Raw genomic sequence first — 14,963 nt, 5'->3', positions numbered from 1 at the left:
GGCGCAGGCAAGCAGCCCTGCCACCGAACGCAATGGCGCAGCCGAGGCGTCCCTCCGCACGACAAAGGGCCAACGGCGAAGCCGAGGCACCCATCCGACAACGGCAATGGCGAAGCCGAGGCGTCCCTACCTCGTCGGGCTCTGATCAGCGGTGATGACTCAACCCCGACGGCGATTGGGGCTTGACTTTGGGTGCGAGGCCTTAAACTTGACCACTCGGCCGGGCTTCACAGACCGGCCTTTTCTAGGCCGAGGAAGGCCTCGCAAGGGCCCCGAAGTCAAGCCCCAATCGCGATCGTCGCGAAGCGGCGATGACATGACCCGGCCCGACAAGGCCCACGCAACCACCCCGCAAAGTGACGCGCACGCACACAAGGCGACCACCCCGCTGGCACCGGCGCCAGCCAACACAAGCCGACCCGCACAAGCCTCGCAGCCAAGCCGCCCCGCACAACGCCGACCCGCACAAGCCCCACAGCCAAGCCGCCCCGCACAACCCCAGCCCGCACAACCCCAGCCCGCACAACCCCAGCCCGCACAACGCTGAAACCGGCACGGCCCCAACGACCCGGCACAAATAGGCCGGTGTGGCGACTCGGGAGCCCGCCGAGCCGCCACACCGTTGGTGACGCGCGAAAAGGGGGTTCAGGCTGCCGGCGCGGGAACGAGCGCATCGCCGCGTGACGTCATCGGTCCGCCACCTGGCCACGCGGGCGACGTCGGAGTTCGCCGTTCCCGCTTGCCCTGTACCGGCTGCCTGAGGTCCTCCTGTACCTGGTTAGGGTCTCGCGCGTCCTCCGCCCGACCGCACCATCTCCGGCCTCGAACGCGAGTGCCTCCGCCGCTGCAATGGCGGGGACATCGACGACGAGACGGACGGGGGAACGGATGATGCGAGGGCGGCGACCGGTTCGGGAACCGGGATCATGGTGGTCGGGAGAACTTCCGGTTCCGAAGCGGCGGCAGCGGGTTCTTCCGGCTGCGTCCACACGGGGACGTTCGTCTCGACCTCGTTCTGCCGGAACAGTTCCGGGGTCTCGGTGATGATCTTGCCCGGCGATTCCAGACCCACGATGCCGACGAGCTTGCCGTTGGCGATGAAGCCGGTGAGTCCGTTCACGTCGGTGGTGTCGGTGCCGAGCACGGGGAGGCCCGCGCCCTGCACTCTCATGCCGTACTGCTCGGTCCAGAAGCGCGGGACCGGGGTGTAGGTCTTGGCGTGGTTGCGACCCACCAGCAGGTTCTCGGCCGCGGCGCGGCCTCCCTCCACGGCGTTGAGCCAGTGCTCGACGCGGCGCACGGCTCCGTTGAACCGCATGTTGGGCCAGCGGGCCACGTCACCGCAGGCGACGAGGTTCTCGGCGCCGACCACGTGGTTCGTGGAGTCGCACAGGACGCCGTCGGAGATGTCGAGGCCGGAGCCGCGCAGCCAGTCGACGGCCGGGGAGGCGCCGACGGCCAGCACGACGCACGACGCGAAGAAGACCTGGCCGTCCGAAAGGTGAATCCCGATGCCGCCGGGCTGACGCACCCAGTGCTTGATGCCGACGCCGGTGGCCAGGCGGACGCCGTGTTCGACGTGCGCCTCGGTGATCTTCTTGCCGATGTCGTCGCCGACGACGCCGCCCAGCAACGCGGGCGAACGCACGATCAGCGCGACGTCGCGGCCCATGTGACGAACCGAACACGCGAGCTCGCAGCCGATGAACCCTCCGCCGATGACGGCGACGAGTCCCTGCGACTGACGGATGTTCTTGCGGATCGCGACCGCGTCGTCCAACGTCCGCAGCACGTGCACCCGCGGGTCGTGGCGCGGAGCGCCGCCCATCGCGCGGGCGTCGACGCCCGTGGCGATGATCATGCCGTCGTACTTGATCTCCTCGCCGCCCGGTACCCAGACCGACTGCTTCTTGGGGTCCAGGTGCAGGGCCGGGGAGTTCATCCGCCACTCGGCGTCGAGGTCGCCCGAGAACGACAGCAACGAGTCGTCCGGGGTCCACTCTCCGGTGATGATCTGCTTCGACAGGCACGGGCGGTGGTACGGGAGGTGCCGCTCGGCGGACAGGATCGTGATCTGCCCGTCGAAACCCATCTCCCGCAGCCGTTCCGCGGAACGGACTCCACCGAGTCCACCGCCGACGACCACGATCCGTTCGCTCACTTCACTCGCTCCCTGATCTCGATCGCGCGCATCGGGCACGCGCGCTGTGCCGCCCTGGCCTGAGCGAAGTGCTCCTCCGGCGGCCGGCGGTTGTAGGTCAGGCGGTTGTCCTCGATCAACTGGAAGACGTCGGGTGCTTCCGCCTGGCAGGTGCCGTAGCGGTGGCACTTCTCGTTGTTCACGCTCACGTCCATCGCGTCGCCCTCGCCGACGCCGGGTTCCTTGCCGCGTTCGGAGTCGAGCATGCCGATGCGGATCAGCACCTCGGGCGGCAGGAACCGGGCCAGGGCCAGGGTCGCGGTGGGGACGAGGACGGTCAGGCCGCCCAGCCAGAGAACGGACAGGTTGCCGTTCGCGATGGCGCCGAACCAGGAGTGCACCACGGTGATCGTCACCGCGATGTACGCCGTTTGATGGAACCTCAACCACTTGCGGTAGAAGACTTTGTGCCTCATCGAGGCGAGGACGGCGATCGCGAGCATGACCTCCAGGCCGAGGATGCCCAGCGCGTGCCGGAACAGGCCGCCGTCGACGAACGGCAGGACGAGCTTGATGAAGCTGAACGTGCCGGTCTGGATCAGTGTGAAGGCGAACGCGTGGATGCAGCCGAACGCGATCGCCAGTGACGCGAGCACCATGTGCCCGTTCTTCAACCCCTCACGGCCGGTGAGCTTCTCGGCCCACCCGGTCGCGATCAGCACGCCCCAGGACAAGGTCGCGCACATCAGGACGTAAGCCAGCCTGGCGGAGATCTGGGCCATCTTCTTGACGCCCGAGTCGAACTCGGCCGACTGGGCCACCAGGAGCGGAATCTGGCTCGACAACAACTCTTCCTCCGGAAAACCACTGGGGGGAACTACCTCGCGGGAACCCGCCCGGTCCTGGGTGCAGGAGTGGACACATCAGAACCGGGCGGGTGGGAACAGGTCCGCGTTGGAGTGCCTCTGACCTTGGGACACCACCTCCGTTTCCCGTCGTGCAACGGGGTCTTGCGAAATCACCGCACCGGTCGTCGCGGGCGGAGTACTCGGAGCAGGAGCACGGTGAGGACGGCTCCCGCGGCGGTGACCGAGATGATCACCCACATGTTCGGCCCCTCACCGGAGGCCAAAGTCGCGTTGATGATGCCGCCGGCGGGCTGCGGTTCCGCGAACGACGAGTCGCCCGCGAGACCGGTGCTCTCCAGCAACGTCATGTGCTTCATCACCACGTCGATGCCGGCCTGCGCGAACCCGCGGACCACGTCGTTGCGCGTTCCTGAACGGACCTTCGCGATGAAGGGGAAGATCTGGCCGTGCGCGGCGCGCAACCGGGCGACGAACGCCTGGTCGAACGCGTCGCCTTCGAGCGCGTTGATCTCTTCCATCCACGACTGCTGCGCCGGGTTCGGCACGTCGGGCGTGGTCAGCCCGAATCCCGCGGCCGTCTTCTTGGTCAGCGCGTCCAGCATCATGTGGTCGAGCATGATCATCTTGCCGATCTGCTTGACCCTGGCGTTCGACGCCTTGGTGGCCGTGAGCTCGCCCATGGGCATCTCCCACAGGCCGGCGAGCCGCACCCTGTTGAGCAGTTCGCGGTCGTTCGCGGTGAGCGGTCCGCTCGGGGTGTCCATCACTCCCCCGGTGTCCGCGGGCTGTGCTGCAGCCGTGGCGGAAAGACCGGAGAAGAGGAACAACATCGCAAAGACGGTGGCGAGGGCTCTGGTCATCGTCTTGTCGTCCTCGTTGTCCAAAGGAAGTCGATAGGGGATCAATGAACTGCGGCTGAGCAGTGGGCTCAGTAGCCGGGCGCGGCGGGAGGGGGCGCGGACTGCGGTGTCTGCGCGGTTCCCGAACTGGGGGACGTGCTCGGCGCACTGCTGCTCTTGCTGTTGTTCTGGGCTTTCCCGCCGGTGATCTTGGCGCCGTTCGGCGCGGTGACCCACCACACACCACCCTTGGCCTGGCCCTTCATGTCGCCGGCGACCTTGTCCTCGGCGAACGTGTACTGCGGCCAGCCCTGGATGGTGAGCTGCTTGGTGCCGTCCGGCCTGGTCAGGACCCCCATGGAGATCGGGTCCACACCCGTTGCCATCGGCGTCTTGTCCGCGAGGACCGGCTTCCAGGCCTTCGCGCACTCGCCCTCGCAGTTCGACTTGGACGGCTTGGGGACGTCCTTGTCGTAGCGGTACATGGGCAGACCCTCCGCGTCGATCACGAACCACCCCATCTGCTCGCTGTTGGCGATGAAGTAGTTGTTGTGACCCTCCAGATCAGCGGTTTTGGCCTGCAGGCCGCCCGGTGCGGCCTCCCCTCCGGGAGGGGTCTGGGTGCTGCCGCACGCGGTGAGGGAGATAGCCAGTGCCGCCAGGGCGGTGATGGCTGGTCCACGTCGCATCGGCAGGTCCTTTCTCGGCGGGGTACCGAGGAGTACGGACACGATCCGGCAACGGTTCACGGACTTCGTGAGGAATATTTGCCTCTCGACTTCCGGCGGTTGATGGGGCAAGGATGTCCCCCGTGGCGCGGCATAGACGTCAACGTGAGTTAGACGAACAATCACCAAGACCGGGATCTCTCGAGGAAGAGTTGATCCGTCGGCTGTACGAGGAATTCGGCAGTGCCCTGCTGGGTCACTGCATGAGGTTGACGGGCCATGATCGTCAGTGGGCCGAGGACATCGTGCAGGAAACCCTGGTCAGGGCATGGCGCAACGCTGAGAAACTCGAGCGTGATCCCGTGCTCTTGCGGTCGTGGTTGTTCACGGTGGCAAGGCGGTTGGTCATTGACGACAGGCGCAAGAGAAGCGTCCGTCCGCAGGAGTTCGAACTGACCCCTTCGGACGAGTCGCCTTCCGGAAGCGAAGAGGATCGCACCCTCGCGGCGATCGTCGTGGCGGAGGCGATGAACGGTCTCTCGGAGGAACACAGGGAGGCTATTCTCGAAACATATCTGCGGGACCGCACTGTCGGTGAGGCCGCGGCTGCACTGGGTGTGCCGCCGGGAACGGTCAAGTCGAGGGTGTACTACGCGCTCCGTGCGTTGCGGCGTGCGTTGCACGATCGGGGAGAGACGCGGTGACAACGGCACCAGATCACCTCGACGTCGCCGCCTACGTGCTCGGCATCCTCGATGCCGATGAGGTGGAGGCGTTCGAGAACCACCTGACCGAGTGTCGGCGGTGTGCTCTTGACCTGCGCGACTTCGCGGTGGTGCCGGACCTCATCGACGAGGCCGACGCCGGCGGGATGTTGCGCGGAACGGCCCCGGAACGCCCCGACGGCAAGTCGGTCCGGGTCATGCTCGACGCCGTCGCGGCGCGCAGGAAGCGCCGACGGTGGTTCGTCGCCCAGGGCGTCGCGGCCGCCGCCGCCGGCGTCGTGGCGGTGACGGCCGTGGTCACGACCCTGGTCGTGCGCGGTGGCAACGACGGTTCCAACCAGGCGGCACCCCAGAACCCCGGCACGTCGACGTCGCAGACGCGGGTGGCGAACAACTCCTCCGACAAGTCGATGGAGCTCAAGCACCAGGATCCGAACAGCGGCGTCGGTACGAAGATCACCGCGTCCGACGAGCCGTCCGGTACCGCGATGGACATCGAGATCACCGGCATGTCGGGCCCCGGCAGGGGTTCGCTCGTCGCCGTCGGCCGGGCGGGCCGCGTCGCGCAGGTCACGTCCTGGTACGCCCCGGAACCGGTGGCAGGCGACAAGAAGACCATCAAGCTGGCCGCCAACGTGGCCATGCGGTGGCACGAGATCGCGACGTTCAGGATCGTCGACGAGAACGGCAAAACGCTGCTCGAGGCCGTCGCGTCCTGACGTTTCCCAGCACCAGTCCGCTGCCCCCGCGGGATCCGTGAGATCCTGTGGGGGCAGTTGTCGTTTTCGGGGAAGGCTGTCTACGTGGCAATAGGCCCGTCAGCGGTCGAGCGCTGGCTCGATCTGTCCACAGAGGAGCTGCGCGCTCAGGTCACGCGGCTCGTGTCCGCCCGGCTCCCGGGTGATCACGCTGTGTGGCAGGCGATCCGGCGTCATCCGGCACTGGTCCCCCGCATCCGCGGTGTCCTCTCCGGACTCACGGCCACGGCGGCCGGTACGAAGGACGAGGCCATGCAGAAGGTGTGGATCTCCAAGGCGCGTGCCGCCCTGGACCAGACCACGCCCCCGCCGGTGAAGGCGGCGCGCAAGCCGGTGGTTGAAGAGGTTCCCGTTGAGGAACCCGAAGCGGTGATCGAGCTGCGGGAGCCTGAGCCGCAGCAGCAGAGGCAACCGCACAAGGCCATTCCGACGATGCTCTTCCAGGAACCGAGCTAACCGGTGCGACAGACGGCGTGGCCGGCGCGTTCAGGTGGAGGAGAGCGCTTCGCCGCACCACGACCCGTCCGCGGCTCCACCGGTCGCGTCTAGAGCCACACCACCAGGGGGTCCAGCACAGATGGTCGTCTTCGGATCGTTCATCTCGTTGTCCGGTCTGCTGATCCTGTTGTTCCGCGACGCCCCGATGGGCGGCCTGAGCCCGACGGTCGCCGGCTGGGTGATGATCCCGCTGGGCCTGGTGTTCGCGGGGCTCGGCGTCCTGCGCAACCGCCGCAAGCGCGCCCAGGGCGAGCCTGGCCCGATCGGCAACCCGGTCACGCGCCTCAAGGCGCTGCCGCGGCTGTTCAAGACCTGGCGGAGCGGGAAGTACCCGGAGCTGCCGCGCAGCCAGGTGGTGATGTGGGCGGTGGCGCTGGTCTACCTCGTGTCGCCGATCGACGTCCTGCCGGAGTTCCTTCCGGTGATCGGCGTGACCGACGACGCGGGTGTCCTCGTGTGGCTGCTCAGCAGCCTTTCGATCGCCTCAGGCTCGTACCTGCGCTGGGAGAAGAGCCATGGCGACACGGGTCGCGGGATCGAGGCCCCGTGACGCCTCCTCGCGCATGATCTCCGCCAGGCCGGGCGAGACGTCCGCCACGGCCTGGAAGCCGAGGCGTTCGTAGTACGGCGCGTTCCACGGGATGTCGCGGAACGTCGTCAGCGTGACGGCGCGTTCGGCACGCGTGACGTGCTCGATGAGCGCCGCGCCGATCCCCTGACGTGCGTGCGAGGGGTGCACGCTCACCTGGTGGACGTGCGTGGCGCCGTCGACGTCGCCGATGGCGATGAACGCCACGGGCACGCCTTCAGCGCCGATCGCGACCCAGACCTCGTGGTCGGCGAGGTCCGCGAGGGACATCGGGTCGTCGTCGGCGATCTCGGGCATTCCGGCGTCGCGGAACGGTTCTCCGGACGCGATTTCGATCTGCTGGAGGTACGGCAGTTCGGCTGGTTGGGCGAGACGGATCAACACGCCCGTCATCCTGGTAGGTCGGACGCGGACCTTCCAGCTCAATAACGTTAAAGTCCGACTCGATGCGAACCAAGACAGTGCGCGTCCTCCTGGTCGAGGACGACGATGGCGACGCGGTGCTCGTGGAGGCACTGCTGGAAGAGGCGAACGCGCCTTTCGTCCTGTCGCGCGCCGGCACGCTCGCGGAGGCGGAACGCCTGCTCAACGATGCCGAGTGCGTGCTGCTGGACCTCGGCCTGCCCGACTCGCAGGGTCTCGACGGCCTGCACCGGCTGCTGGCCAAGCCGAACGCGCCGGCGATCCTGGTGCTGACCGGCCTCGACGACGATCGCGAAGGCCTCGCCGCGGTCGCGGCGGGTGCCGAGGACTTCATGGTCAAGGGCAAGGTCGACGGCGAACTGCTGCTGCGCGGCATCCGCTACGCGGTCGAACGCCGCCGCGCCGACGACGCCCAGCGCCTGCTGCGTGAGGCCGAACTGCTCGCCTCCGAGCAGTCCCGCCTGGAACGCGGCCTGCTGCCTCCCCCGCTGCTGCAGAACTCCGACGTCGACCTGGAGGTCCGCTACCAGCCCGGTGGCCAGCGGATGCTGCTCGGCGGCGACTTCTACGACGCGGTCGGCCTGCCCGACGGCACCGTGCACGCGATCATCGGCGACGTCTGCGGCCACGGCCCGGACGAGGCCGCGCTGGGCGTCTGCCTGCGGATCGCCTGGCGTGCGCTCATCCTCTCGGGCGCGCCGGCCGAGAAGGTGCTCAAGACGCTCGACCAGGTGCTCGTCGCGGAACGGCACGGCGAGGGCATCTTCACCACCGCGTGCATGATCACGGTCTCCCCCGACCGCCGGTCCGCCCGCTACTTCCTCGCCGGGCACCCCGAGCCGCTGATGATGGTCGGCAGGCAGATCGTGGACCTGCCGAAGTCGAAGATCGGCGTGCCGCTGGGCGTGCTGACCGACTACGCGTGGACCGGCGTGGACGTGCCGCTGCCGTCCGGCTGGTCACTGGCCTGCTACACGGATGGACTGATCGAGGGCCGGGTACCCGACGACGTCGACCGGCTCGGTGTCGAGCGCCTGTGCGAGATCCTGGACAGACATCTGCAGGACGGCCCCAACTGGATGGACTCGGTCATCGCGGAGGTGACGGAGCTGAACGGCGGGGCGCTCGACGACGACGTGGCCATCCTGCTGCTGAAGGACGGAAAGTGAACCTGCCGCAAAGGCTCCCGGCAAGCCGCCTGCTGGGCGTCATCGTGGTGGTCCTGCTGGCGATGACCGCTGTGGCCATCTCCTCCACGGTCATCGCTCTGGACGTGCTCGGCTCCTCGCGCTCGCGGTCGGTCGACCAGGTCGAACCCGCCGCACGCCGCGCGAACGACCTGAACCGCGCCCTGCTCAACCAGGAGACGGGCGTACGCGGTTACACCCTCACCGGGCAGGACGACTTCCTCACGCCGTACCTGGAGGGGCAGACCGCCGAGGCGGAGGCCGTCACGAGCGTGCGCGACCTCGTCGGCGACGTGAACGGCCGGCTGGGCCGCATCGAGGACCTGGCGGGGCAGTGGCGCTCCGAGTACGCGGAGCAGGCGATCACCGCCATCAAGCTGTCCGGGCCGGTGGCGGGCGTCGCGGGGAACATCGAGCGCGGCAAGGTCCTGTTCGACCAGCTGCGCGCCGAGGTGAACGGGCTGCAGTCCGACATCGGCGGGCTCGGCCGGCAGGCGCGCGCGGACCTGGACCGGGCGGCCGGCGTCGTGATGTGGCTGGTCATCGGCATGGGCGTGCTGCTGGTCGCGGTGATCGGCGGCCTGTCGCTGCTGCTGCACCGCCTGCTGATCGCACCGCTCGCGAACCTCGCCCGCCACACCCGCCAGGTGGCGTCCGGCGACTTCGAGCACGAGATCGACGCGGACGGGCCCAGCGAGACCGTCCAGCTCGGCGAGGACGTCAACGCGATGCGCCGCCGGATCGTGCAGGAGCTCGCGACGCTCGACGCGGCGAAGAGCGAGCTGCAGCGCTCGAACTCGGAGCTGGAGCAGTTCGCCTACGTCGCCTCCCACGACCTGCAGGAACCGCTGCGCAAGGTGGCGTCGTTCTGCCAGCTGCTGCAACGGCGCTACGGCGGCCAGCTCGACGAGCGCGCCGACCAGTACATCGGCTTCGCGGTCGACGGCGCCAAGCGCATGCAGGTGCTGATCAACGACCTGCTGGCGTTCTCCCGCGTCGGCAGGATGACCCGCGAGCAGACGGTGATCGACCTGAACGACCTCGTGCGCCAGGTCGTGGACAGCTACTCCGACCGCATCGAGGAGACCGGGGCTCAGCTCGACATCGCGGAGCTCCCCTCCGTGCGAGGTGAGGCGTCTCTGCTGAGCGCGGTGTTCCAGAACCTGATAAGCAATGCGTTGAAGTTCAAGGGCACCGAGGCGCCCGTCATCTCCGTCGGCGTCGAGCAGGACGGTGGGATGTGGAAGTTCACGGTTCGCGACAACGGCATCGGGATCGAGTCCGAGTACGCTGACCGGATCTTCGTCATCTTCCAGCGCCTGCACCCGAAGGACGCCTATCCGGGCACGGGCATCGGACTGGCGATGTGCCGGAAGATCGTCGAGTTCCACGGCGGCACGATCTGGCTGAAGACCGATGTGGACTCCGGCACCTGCTTCGAGTTCACGCTGCCCGTGGTACCCGAGCTCGTCGCCCAAGCTGCTGAGGAAGTACATGTCTGAACCACTGCTGAACGTGATCGACGTCCTGCTCGTCGAGGACGACCCCGGCGACGCCCTGATGACGCAGGAGGCGTTCGAGCACCACAAGATCCGCAACAAGCTGCACGTGGTGAAGGACGGCGTGGAGGCGCTGGAGTTCCTGCGCCGCGAGGGCCAGTACGAGAACGCGCCGCGTCCGGGCCTGATCCTGCTCGACCTCAACCTGCCCCGCAAGGACGGCCGCGAGGTGCTCAGCGAGGTCAAGGCCGACGCCGAGCTGCGCTCGATCCCCGTCGTCGTGCTGACGACGTCCGAGGCGGAGGAGGACATCCTGCGCAGCTACAGCCTCTACGCCAACGCCTACGTGACGAAGCCGGTCGACTTCGACAGGTTCATCGAGGTCGTCCGGCAGATCGACGACTTCTTCGTCACCGTAGTGAAGCTGCCCCGCTGATCACGGCGGCGCTGAAGTCCAGGCAGGAACGGCAGATCTGCGCTTCCGCACTTGAGAACACAGGTGCGGACTTGCTGCAGAACGAACAGTCGCCGACCTCGCTCACCTGACCAGCCGCGATGCACTCGTCGCAGATCAGGGCGGCCGGTCCGGCCATCATCTTGTCGACGTCGGCGGCGCCGCGTCCGCAGAACCAGCAGCGTTCGGTCCGCTTGGACTGCTCGACGATCTGATGAACGCGCTGATGGCTCATGGTGAGCGCTTCCGCGATCTCGCGCATCGACCCGCCGGCGCGGTGCAGTTTCAGCACGCTGTGGTGGTAGACGGCTTTCGCGATGTCGGCCTGGTCCTGGGCGGCGGCGGAGGCGGTGCCCGCCTTCCGCGCCGCTGCCAGCAGTTCCTCGTCGAGTGTCATGCGTCTACGTTAACTAGACGCGTCTACGCGAACTAGACGCCGTCTAGGTGAACTAGACGATCAGTCGACGCTCCGCACGATCACCGGTTCCTCGTCCGCCTGCACGACCCACTCCTGGGGCTCGCGAGGTTCGGGGAAGACCGGGGCCCAGATCCCCGTCCCACCGGGACGGTGACCCTTCCTCAACTCGAATTCCTCTCGCGTGGTCATGCACTCTGGCTACCCGTCTCAGCGGAACGTATGCCTGACAGCATGGTCGTGATGGCGTCCATGACCCTGCGGGTGGCCTCGTCGAGCACCGCCGCGGTGAGTTCGAGGTCGTAGAGGTCGGACAGGTCGACGGGGGCGCCCGCGACGACGTCGATCTTCTTGCGCGGCAACAACCTCGGCAGGATCGTGCCCTTGGGCAGCAGGTCCTGGGTGCCCCACTCGGCGACCGGCACGACGGGCACGCGGGCCTCCAGTGCCATCCGCGCGACACCGGACTTGCCCTTCATCGGCCAGTTGCCGGGGTCGTCGGTGAACTTGCCCTCGGGGAACACCATGACGCACTCGCCCTCGCGCAGCGCCTCCACGGCGGGCCTCAGCGCCTCTGAGGCCTTCACCGTGCCGCGTTCGACGGGGATGTGGCCTCCCGACCGCATGACCCAGCCGACGACCGGCGTGCGCCACAGGGAGGCCTTCGCGAGCACGCGCGGCACGCGGTCCGACATCAGGGCGAACACGACGGCCGCGACCGTGTCGGCGTTCGACAGGTGGTTGAACGCCAGGATCACGCCGCCGTTGCCCGGCACGTGGTGCTTGCCGCGCACCCGCAGCCGCACGAACAGCACGACGACGGGCCACAGCAGGTCGATCGCCAGCGAGAACCAGAATCCCCTGCCCCTGCGGGGCATCTTCCAGGTCCAGGCGGCCAGCTCGAGCGGTGTCACGCCTGGTATTCGAGCACGCCGGCGTTCTCAGTTCGGGTCAATTCGCCACGTTCGACGAGAACGTCCAGATGAGCGGCCGTCTCGCCGATCGCCAGGACCTGGTTGAACATGTCGAGGTCGTCGAACCGGCGCTGGCGGCGGGTCCAGCCGATCTTGCGGGCGGTCTCGAACGCGCTGCCCGCCACGGCCTTCCCGATCTCCTCCAGCCGTTGCTCGTGGAACCGCAGCAGCTCGTCGACGCGGGCGTGCGAGCTGTCGGTCACCTCGCCGTGCGCGGGCAGCAGCTTGAGGTCCGGCAGCTCGCGGGTGAGCCGCAGGGACGTCATGTAGTCGCCCAGTGGCAGTTCGGGGCGCAGCGGCTCGAACCCGATCGACGGCGTGATGTGCGGCAGCACGTGGTCGCCGGAGAACAGCACCTTCGCGGTGTGGTCGACGAAGACGACGTGGCCGCGCGTGTGGCCGGGCGTCGGGATGACTTCGAGCCTGCGGTGTTCGAGGTCCACGGTGCTGCGGACGAGCCACTCGTCCGGCTCCTCGTAGTCGCGCAGGGCGTCACCGCGGTCGACGTGGTGCATGATCTTGATCCACGTCTCGGCCAGCTCCGCCGCACCCCACTTGCGCAGGTCGGCGACGTGCTGGTCGTCCTGGCCGTGCAGCATGTGGCGCAGGGACGGCTGCTCGCCGAGACCGAGCCCGATCCTGCTGCCGAACGTCCTGCGCAGCGACACCGCCATCGTGAAGTGGTCGCGGTGGACGTGCGTGATGAGGAACCGCCTGATGTCCTCGAAGCCCTTGTCCAGCGTGCCGAGGGCCGCTTCGAGCTGGTCGCGCGCCTCGTCCAGCGCCCAGCCGGAGTCGATCAGGACGAGCCCGTCGCCGTCCTCGATCGCGTAGACGTTGACCGCGCGCAGCCCGTCGTTCGGCAGCGGCAGCGGAATCCGGTGCACACCTGGTGCGACCTCGAACGCGCCCGGCTCACTCCACACGCTCGCCCACCTCGTTGTTAGCGACAGCAACTAATTCTTACCGGATAGTAACCCGGTATTCGGGGTGCTTGTCGATGTACTTCGCCACGAACGGGCACAGTGGGGAGATCTTGACACCCCTGGCCAACACGTCGTCGAGCGCGTACTGCGCGAGCTTGCCGCCGAGGCCCTGGCCGGCGTACGCCTCGTCGACCTCGGTGTGCACGAGGGCGAGGACTCCCCCGACGTCGCGGTACTCCAGGAAGCCGGCGAGCTCTCCGTCGACGTGGATCTCGTAGCGGCTCGCGGCTTCGTTGTTCGTGACCATGTCAACCATCTTGCCCCGGACGATGGAAAATGGCCTGCATGGACGTCTACCTCCTGATCCTGGGTGACCACCTGCCCAACCCCTGCACGGGCGAGGAGGTGTCGCAGGCCGACCGGCTGCGCGCGATGGTCGAGCAGGCGGTGGTGGCGGAGCAGGCGGGGTTCGCGGGCGTCGCGATCGGCGAGCACCACTTCACGCGCTACATCGTGTCCGCGCCCGAGCTGCTGCTGGCGGCGGTGGCGGCGCGGACCAGCACGCTCAGGCTCTCCACGGGCGTGACGCTGCTGGCTCACCGGGACCCGGTGCTGGTCGCGGAGGCGCTGGCGACGCTCGACGTGCTGTCGAACGGGCGGGCCGAGCTGATCGTGGCGCGCGGGGTCGACCAGCAGACCGACGCGGCGTTCGGGGTGCAGCCCGGTGAGCTGCGGGCGCGGTTCGAGGAGCACCTTCGGTTGCTGCTCAAGCTGCTGGAGGAGCCGTCGGTGAGCTGGGACGGGCAGTTCCGGGGACAGCTGGACGACGTGACGACGACGCCGCGTCCGGTGCAGACGCCGCGGCCCACGGTGTGGATCGGGTCGGGGTCGGCGGTCTCGGCGGACCTGGGCGCGGAGCTCGGGATGCCGTTGATGCTCCCGTCGACGCTGCGGGACCCGTCGATCTACCGCGAGGTCGTGCAGCGCTACAAGGAACGCTTTCCCACCGGACGGGTCGGCGTGCCCAGTCACGTGTTCGTGGCGAACGACGACGCGCGGGACCGCTGGCGGCCGCACCTGGCCGAGTACGCGCGGTTCGCGGACCCGTGGCGCGGGGACGGTGACATCGACGTGGACGCGATCATGGACGGCGCGGCGGTGTGCGGGACGCCGGACGAGGTCGCCGCGAGGCTCAACGAGTTGGCGGAGCACCTGTCCATCGACACGCACCTCGTGATGGTCGACATCGGCGGGATGCCGCACGAGTCGGTCATCGAGACGATCCGGTTGTTCGGCGCGGAAGTGCTCCCGAAACTTGTTTAACGTGCGCGGTGCCAAGGGTTAACACAGGCCCGTCACCATTGAGGTGTGGGCATCAACGTCATCGGCATCACGCATCCTGGGCAGGTCGGGGCGCTTCCCGACGGCACGAACGTGCTGGTGCTGGCCGATGACGGCACGTTCGCCGAAGAGTTCCTCGACACCGACCTCGGTGCGCACCAGTTGGTGGTGCGCGCGTTCGGACGCGGGTCGGCGTTTTTCGGGGTGGCGGACAAAGCTCGTGAACTGGGTGCGGATCGGATCCTCTTCGGTGGTGCGCACGACACCGCCGCCTCTTTCACCACCGGAGAGGATCCCGTGCTCGTGCTCGGCGTGCGTCCGCCCGGCGGCCCCATCGCGTGCAACGCGGGGTTCCTGGAATGGCTGGACCGCTGGCCGCGACCCGCTCGCGCCTACCACGGCGACGTCGACCACTGGCTCGCCGAGAACGCGCTGCGCGAAGGCCTGCGCGTCGAACTGGTTTCATGGCTGATGGAACCGACCGTCCCCATGCGACGGAAGTTGACGGCCTAGTCATCTGAAGGCTGAAGACACTGTGCCACCGGTGAAATACCGTTCCTCTGGCCACCGCGCGCTGACGCGCACGCACCGCAGCTGAGAGGTTTCTCAGCGTGCCCACTCGGGGGTAGGGGCACACTGGTTCAGGGTTCATCTCAGG

At 68.0% G+C, this 14,963-nt stretch carries 19 protein-coding genes; 9 read left to right on the top strand and 10 right to left on the bottom strand.

Annotated elements, in window-relative coordinates:
• Window positions 1-778: 778 nt before the first annotated feature.
• The 4 genes from ACFWN2_RS31080 to ACFWN2_RS31065 form a co-directional block, all read right to left on the bottom strand.
• Complete coding sequence (locus tag ACFWN2_RS31080) at window positions 779-2,161, bottom strand: NAD(P)/FAD-dependent oxidoreductase (protein ID WP_382433453.1); 1,383 nt, start codon at window positions 2,159-2,161, stop codon at window positions 779-781.
• Entirely contained in the window at window positions 2,158-2,985 is an 828-nt protein-coding gene (locus tag ACFWN2_RS31075; RefSeq protein WP_382433451.1) for a 4Fe-4S domain-containing protein, read from the bottom strand. Before ACFWN2_RS31075 ends, ACFWN2_RS31080 begins: the two co-directional genes overlap by 4 nt.
• Window positions 2,986-3,158: 173 nt before the next feature.
• Window positions 3,159-3,893 carry a DUF4142 domain-containing protein gene (locus ACFWN2_RS31070; protein ID WP_382433449.1) on the bottom strand — a complete coding sequence of 245 codons (735 nt, stop codon included), beginning with the start codon at window positions 3,891-3,893 and terminating at the stop codon, window positions 3,159-3,161.
• A gap of 44 nt (window positions 3,894-3,937) precedes the next feature.
• Entirely contained in the window at window positions 3,938-4,537 is a 600-nt protein-coding gene (locus ACFWN2_RS31065; protein WP_382433447.1) for a hypothetical protein, read from the bottom strand.
• Between the two features lie 113 nt (window positions 4,538-4,650).
• Between ACFWN2_RS31065 and ACFWN2_RS31060 the strand changes: the two genes are divergently transcribed.
• The 4 genes from ACFWN2_RS31060 (at window position 4,651) to ACFWN2_RS31045 (ending at window position 7,047) form a co-directional block, all read left to right on the top strand.
• Window positions 4,651-5,220: a sigma-70 family RNA polymerase sigma factor gene (locus tag ACFWN2_RS31060; RefSeq protein ID WP_045315736.1), complete on the top strand. Its 570-nt coding sequence runs from the start codon at window positions 4,651-4,653 to the stop codon at window positions 5,218-5,220.
• A complete protein-coding gene (locus tag ACFWN2_RS31055) occupies window positions 5,217-5,960 on the top strand; it encodes an anti-sigma factor family protein (RefSeq protein ID WP_382433445.1) in 744 nt (247 codons plus the stop codon). Before ACFWN2_RS31060 ends, ACFWN2_RS31055 begins: the two co-directional genes overlap by 4 nt.
• Before the next feature lie 84 nt (window positions 5,961-6,044).
• Window positions 6,045-6,455 carry a hypothetical protein gene (locus tag ACFWN2_RS31050; protein ID WP_382433443.1) on the top strand — a complete coding sequence of 137 codons (411 nt, stop codon included), beginning with the start codon at window positions 6,045-6,047 and terminating at the stop codon, window positions 6,453-6,455.
• Window positions 6,456-6,576: 121 nt separating this feature from the next.
• Entirely contained in the window at window positions 6,577-7,047 is a 471-nt protein-coding gene (locus ACFWN2_RS31045; protein ID WP_382433441.1) for a YkvA family protein, read from the top strand.
• On the opposite strand, the gene ACFWN2_RS31040 is transcribed toward ACFWN2_RS31045, so the two are convergent.
• Window positions 6,982-7,467, bottom strand: a complete 486-nt coding sequence (locus tag ACFWN2_RS31040) for a GNAT family N-acetyltransferase (protein ID WP_382433702.1) — start codon at window positions 7,465-7,467, stop codon at window positions 6,982-6,984. The two genes, ACFWN2_RS31045 and ACFWN2_RS31040, sit on opposite strands and share 66 nt — an antisense overlap.
• A 65-nt stretch (window positions 7,468-7,532) precedes the next feature.
• On the opposite strand from ACFWN2_RS31040, the gene ACFWN2_RS31035 reads away from it, so the two are divergent.
• The 3 genes from ACFWN2_RS31035 to ACFWN2_RS31025 are packed head-to-tail and all read left to right on the top strand — an operon-like array spanning window position 7,533 to window position 10,631.
• A complete protein-coding gene (locus ACFWN2_RS31035; protein WP_382433439.1) occupies window positions 7,533-8,678 on the top strand; it encodes a PP2C family protein-serine/threonine phosphatase in 1,146 nt (381 codons plus the stop codon).
• Entirely contained in the window at window positions 8,675-10,198 is a 1,524-nt protein-coding gene (locus tag ACFWN2_RS31030; protein ID WP_382433437.1) for an ATP-binding protein, read from the top strand. Before ACFWN2_RS31035 ends, ACFWN2_RS31030 begins: the two co-directional genes overlap by 4 nt.
• Complete coding sequence (locus ACFWN2_RS31025) at window positions 10,191-10,631, top strand: response regulator (protein ID WP_382433435.1); 441 nt, start codon at window positions 10,191-10,193, stop codon at window positions 10,629-10,631. The genes ACFWN2_RS31030 and ACFWN2_RS31025 overlap by 8 nt, the downstream gene beginning before the upstream one ends.
• Here the strand turns inward: ACFWN2_RS31025 and ACFWN2_RS31020 are convergent.
• The 5 genes from ACFWN2_RS31020 to ACFWN2_RS31000 are packed head-to-tail and all read right to left on the bottom strand — an operon-like array spanning window position 10,606 to window position 13,271.
• A complete protein-coding gene (locus ACFWN2_RS31020; RefSeq protein WP_382433433.1) occupies window positions 10,606-11,046 on the bottom strand; it encodes a ClpX C4-type zinc finger protein in 441 nt (146 codons plus the stop codon). The genes ACFWN2_RS31025 and ACFWN2_RS31020 overlap by 26 nt on opposite strands.
• Window positions 11,047-11,106: 60 nt before the next feature.
• Window positions 11,107-11,232 (bottom strand): hypothetical protein, encoded by a 126-nt coding sequence (locus ACFWN2_RS31015; RefSeq protein ID WP_382433431.1) that lies wholly within the window; start codon window positions 11,230-11,232, stop codon window positions 11,107-11,109.
• 20 nt (window positions 11,233-11,252) lie between these two features.
• A complete protein-coding gene (locus ACFWN2_RS31010; protein ID WP_382433429.1) occupies window positions 11,253-11,978 on the bottom strand; it encodes a lysophospholipid acyltransferase family protein in 726 nt (241 codons plus the stop codon).
• A complete protein-coding gene (locus ACFWN2_RS31005) occupies window positions 11,975-12,964 on the bottom strand; it encodes an MBL fold metallo-hydrolase (protein ID WP_382433427.1) in 990 nt (329 codons plus the stop codon). Before ACFWN2_RS31005 ends, ACFWN2_RS31010 begins: the two co-directional genes overlap by 4 nt.
• 37 nt (window positions 12,965-13,001) lie before the next feature.
• Window positions 13,002-13,271 carry a GNAT family N-acetyltransferase gene (locus tag ACFWN2_RS31000; protein ID WP_382433425.1) on the bottom strand — a complete coding sequence of 90 codons (270 nt, stop codon included), beginning with the start codon at window positions 13,269-13,271 and terminating at the stop codon, window positions 13,002-13,004.
• Between the two features lie 38 nt (window positions 13,272-13,309).
• Between ACFWN2_RS31000 and ACFWN2_RS30995 the strand changes: the two genes are divergently transcribed.
• Both ACFWN2_RS30995 and ACFWN2_RS30990 read left to right on the top strand, forming a co-directional pair.
• Window positions 13,310-14,287: an LLM class flavin-dependent oxidoreductase gene (locus ACFWN2_RS30995; protein ID WP_382433423.1), complete on the top strand. Its 978-nt coding sequence runs from the start codon at window positions 13,310-13,312 to the stop codon at window positions 14,285-14,287.
• 45 nt (window positions 14,288-14,332) lie between these two features.
• Window positions 14,333-14,818 carry a hypothetical protein gene (locus ACFWN2_RS30990; protein WP_382433421.1) on the top strand — a complete coding sequence of 162 codons (486 nt, stop codon included), beginning with the start codon at window positions 14,333-14,335 and terminating at the stop codon, window positions 14,816-14,818.
• Window positions 14,819-14,963: the final 145 nt, after the last annotated feature.

Origin of the sequence: Lentzea sp. NPDC058436, from assembly GCF_042721515.1 — a bacterium.
Classification (GTDB): Bacteria; Actinomycetota; Actinomycetes; order Mycobacteriales; family Pseudonocardiaceae; genus Lentzea.
This window is presented reverse-complemented; position numbering and strand designations above follow the sequence as displayed.

Bases quoted from the DNA above. Each gene is read 5' to 3' on its own strand.
- ACFWN2_RS31000 (WP_382433425.1), bottom strand. From the start codon at position 13,271: ATGGTCACGAACAACGAAGCCGCGAGCCGCTACGAGATCCACGTCGAC.
- ACFWN2_RS31025 (WP_382433435.1), top strand. From the start codon at position 10,191: ATGTCTGAACCACTGCTGAACGTGATCGACGTCCTGCTCGTCGAGGAC.
- ACFWN2_RS31020 (WP_382433433.1), bottom strand. From the start codon at position 11,046: ATGACACTCGACGAGGAACTGCTGGCAGCGGCGCGGAAGGCGGGCACC.
- ACFWN2_RS31045 (WP_382433441.1), top strand. From the start codon at position 6,577: ATGGTCGTCTTCGGATCGTTCATCTCGTTGTCCGGTCTGCTGATCCTG.
- ACFWN2_RS31035 (WP_382433439.1), top strand. From the start codon at position 7,533: ATGCGAACCAAGACAGTGCGCGTCCTCCTGGTCGAGGACGACGATGGC.
- ACFWN2_RS31065 (WP_382433447.1), bottom strand. From the start codon at position 4,537: ATGCGACGTGGACCAGCCATCACCGCCCTGGCGGCACTGGCTATCTCC.
- ACFWN2_RS31060 (WP_045315736.1), top strand. From the start codon at position 4,651: ATGTCCCCCGTGGCGCGGCATAGACGTCAACGTGAGTTAGACGAACAA.
- ACFWN2_RS30995 (WP_382433423.1), top strand. From the start codon at position 13,310: ATGGACGTCTACCTCCTGATCCTGGGTGACCACCTGCCCAACCCCTGC.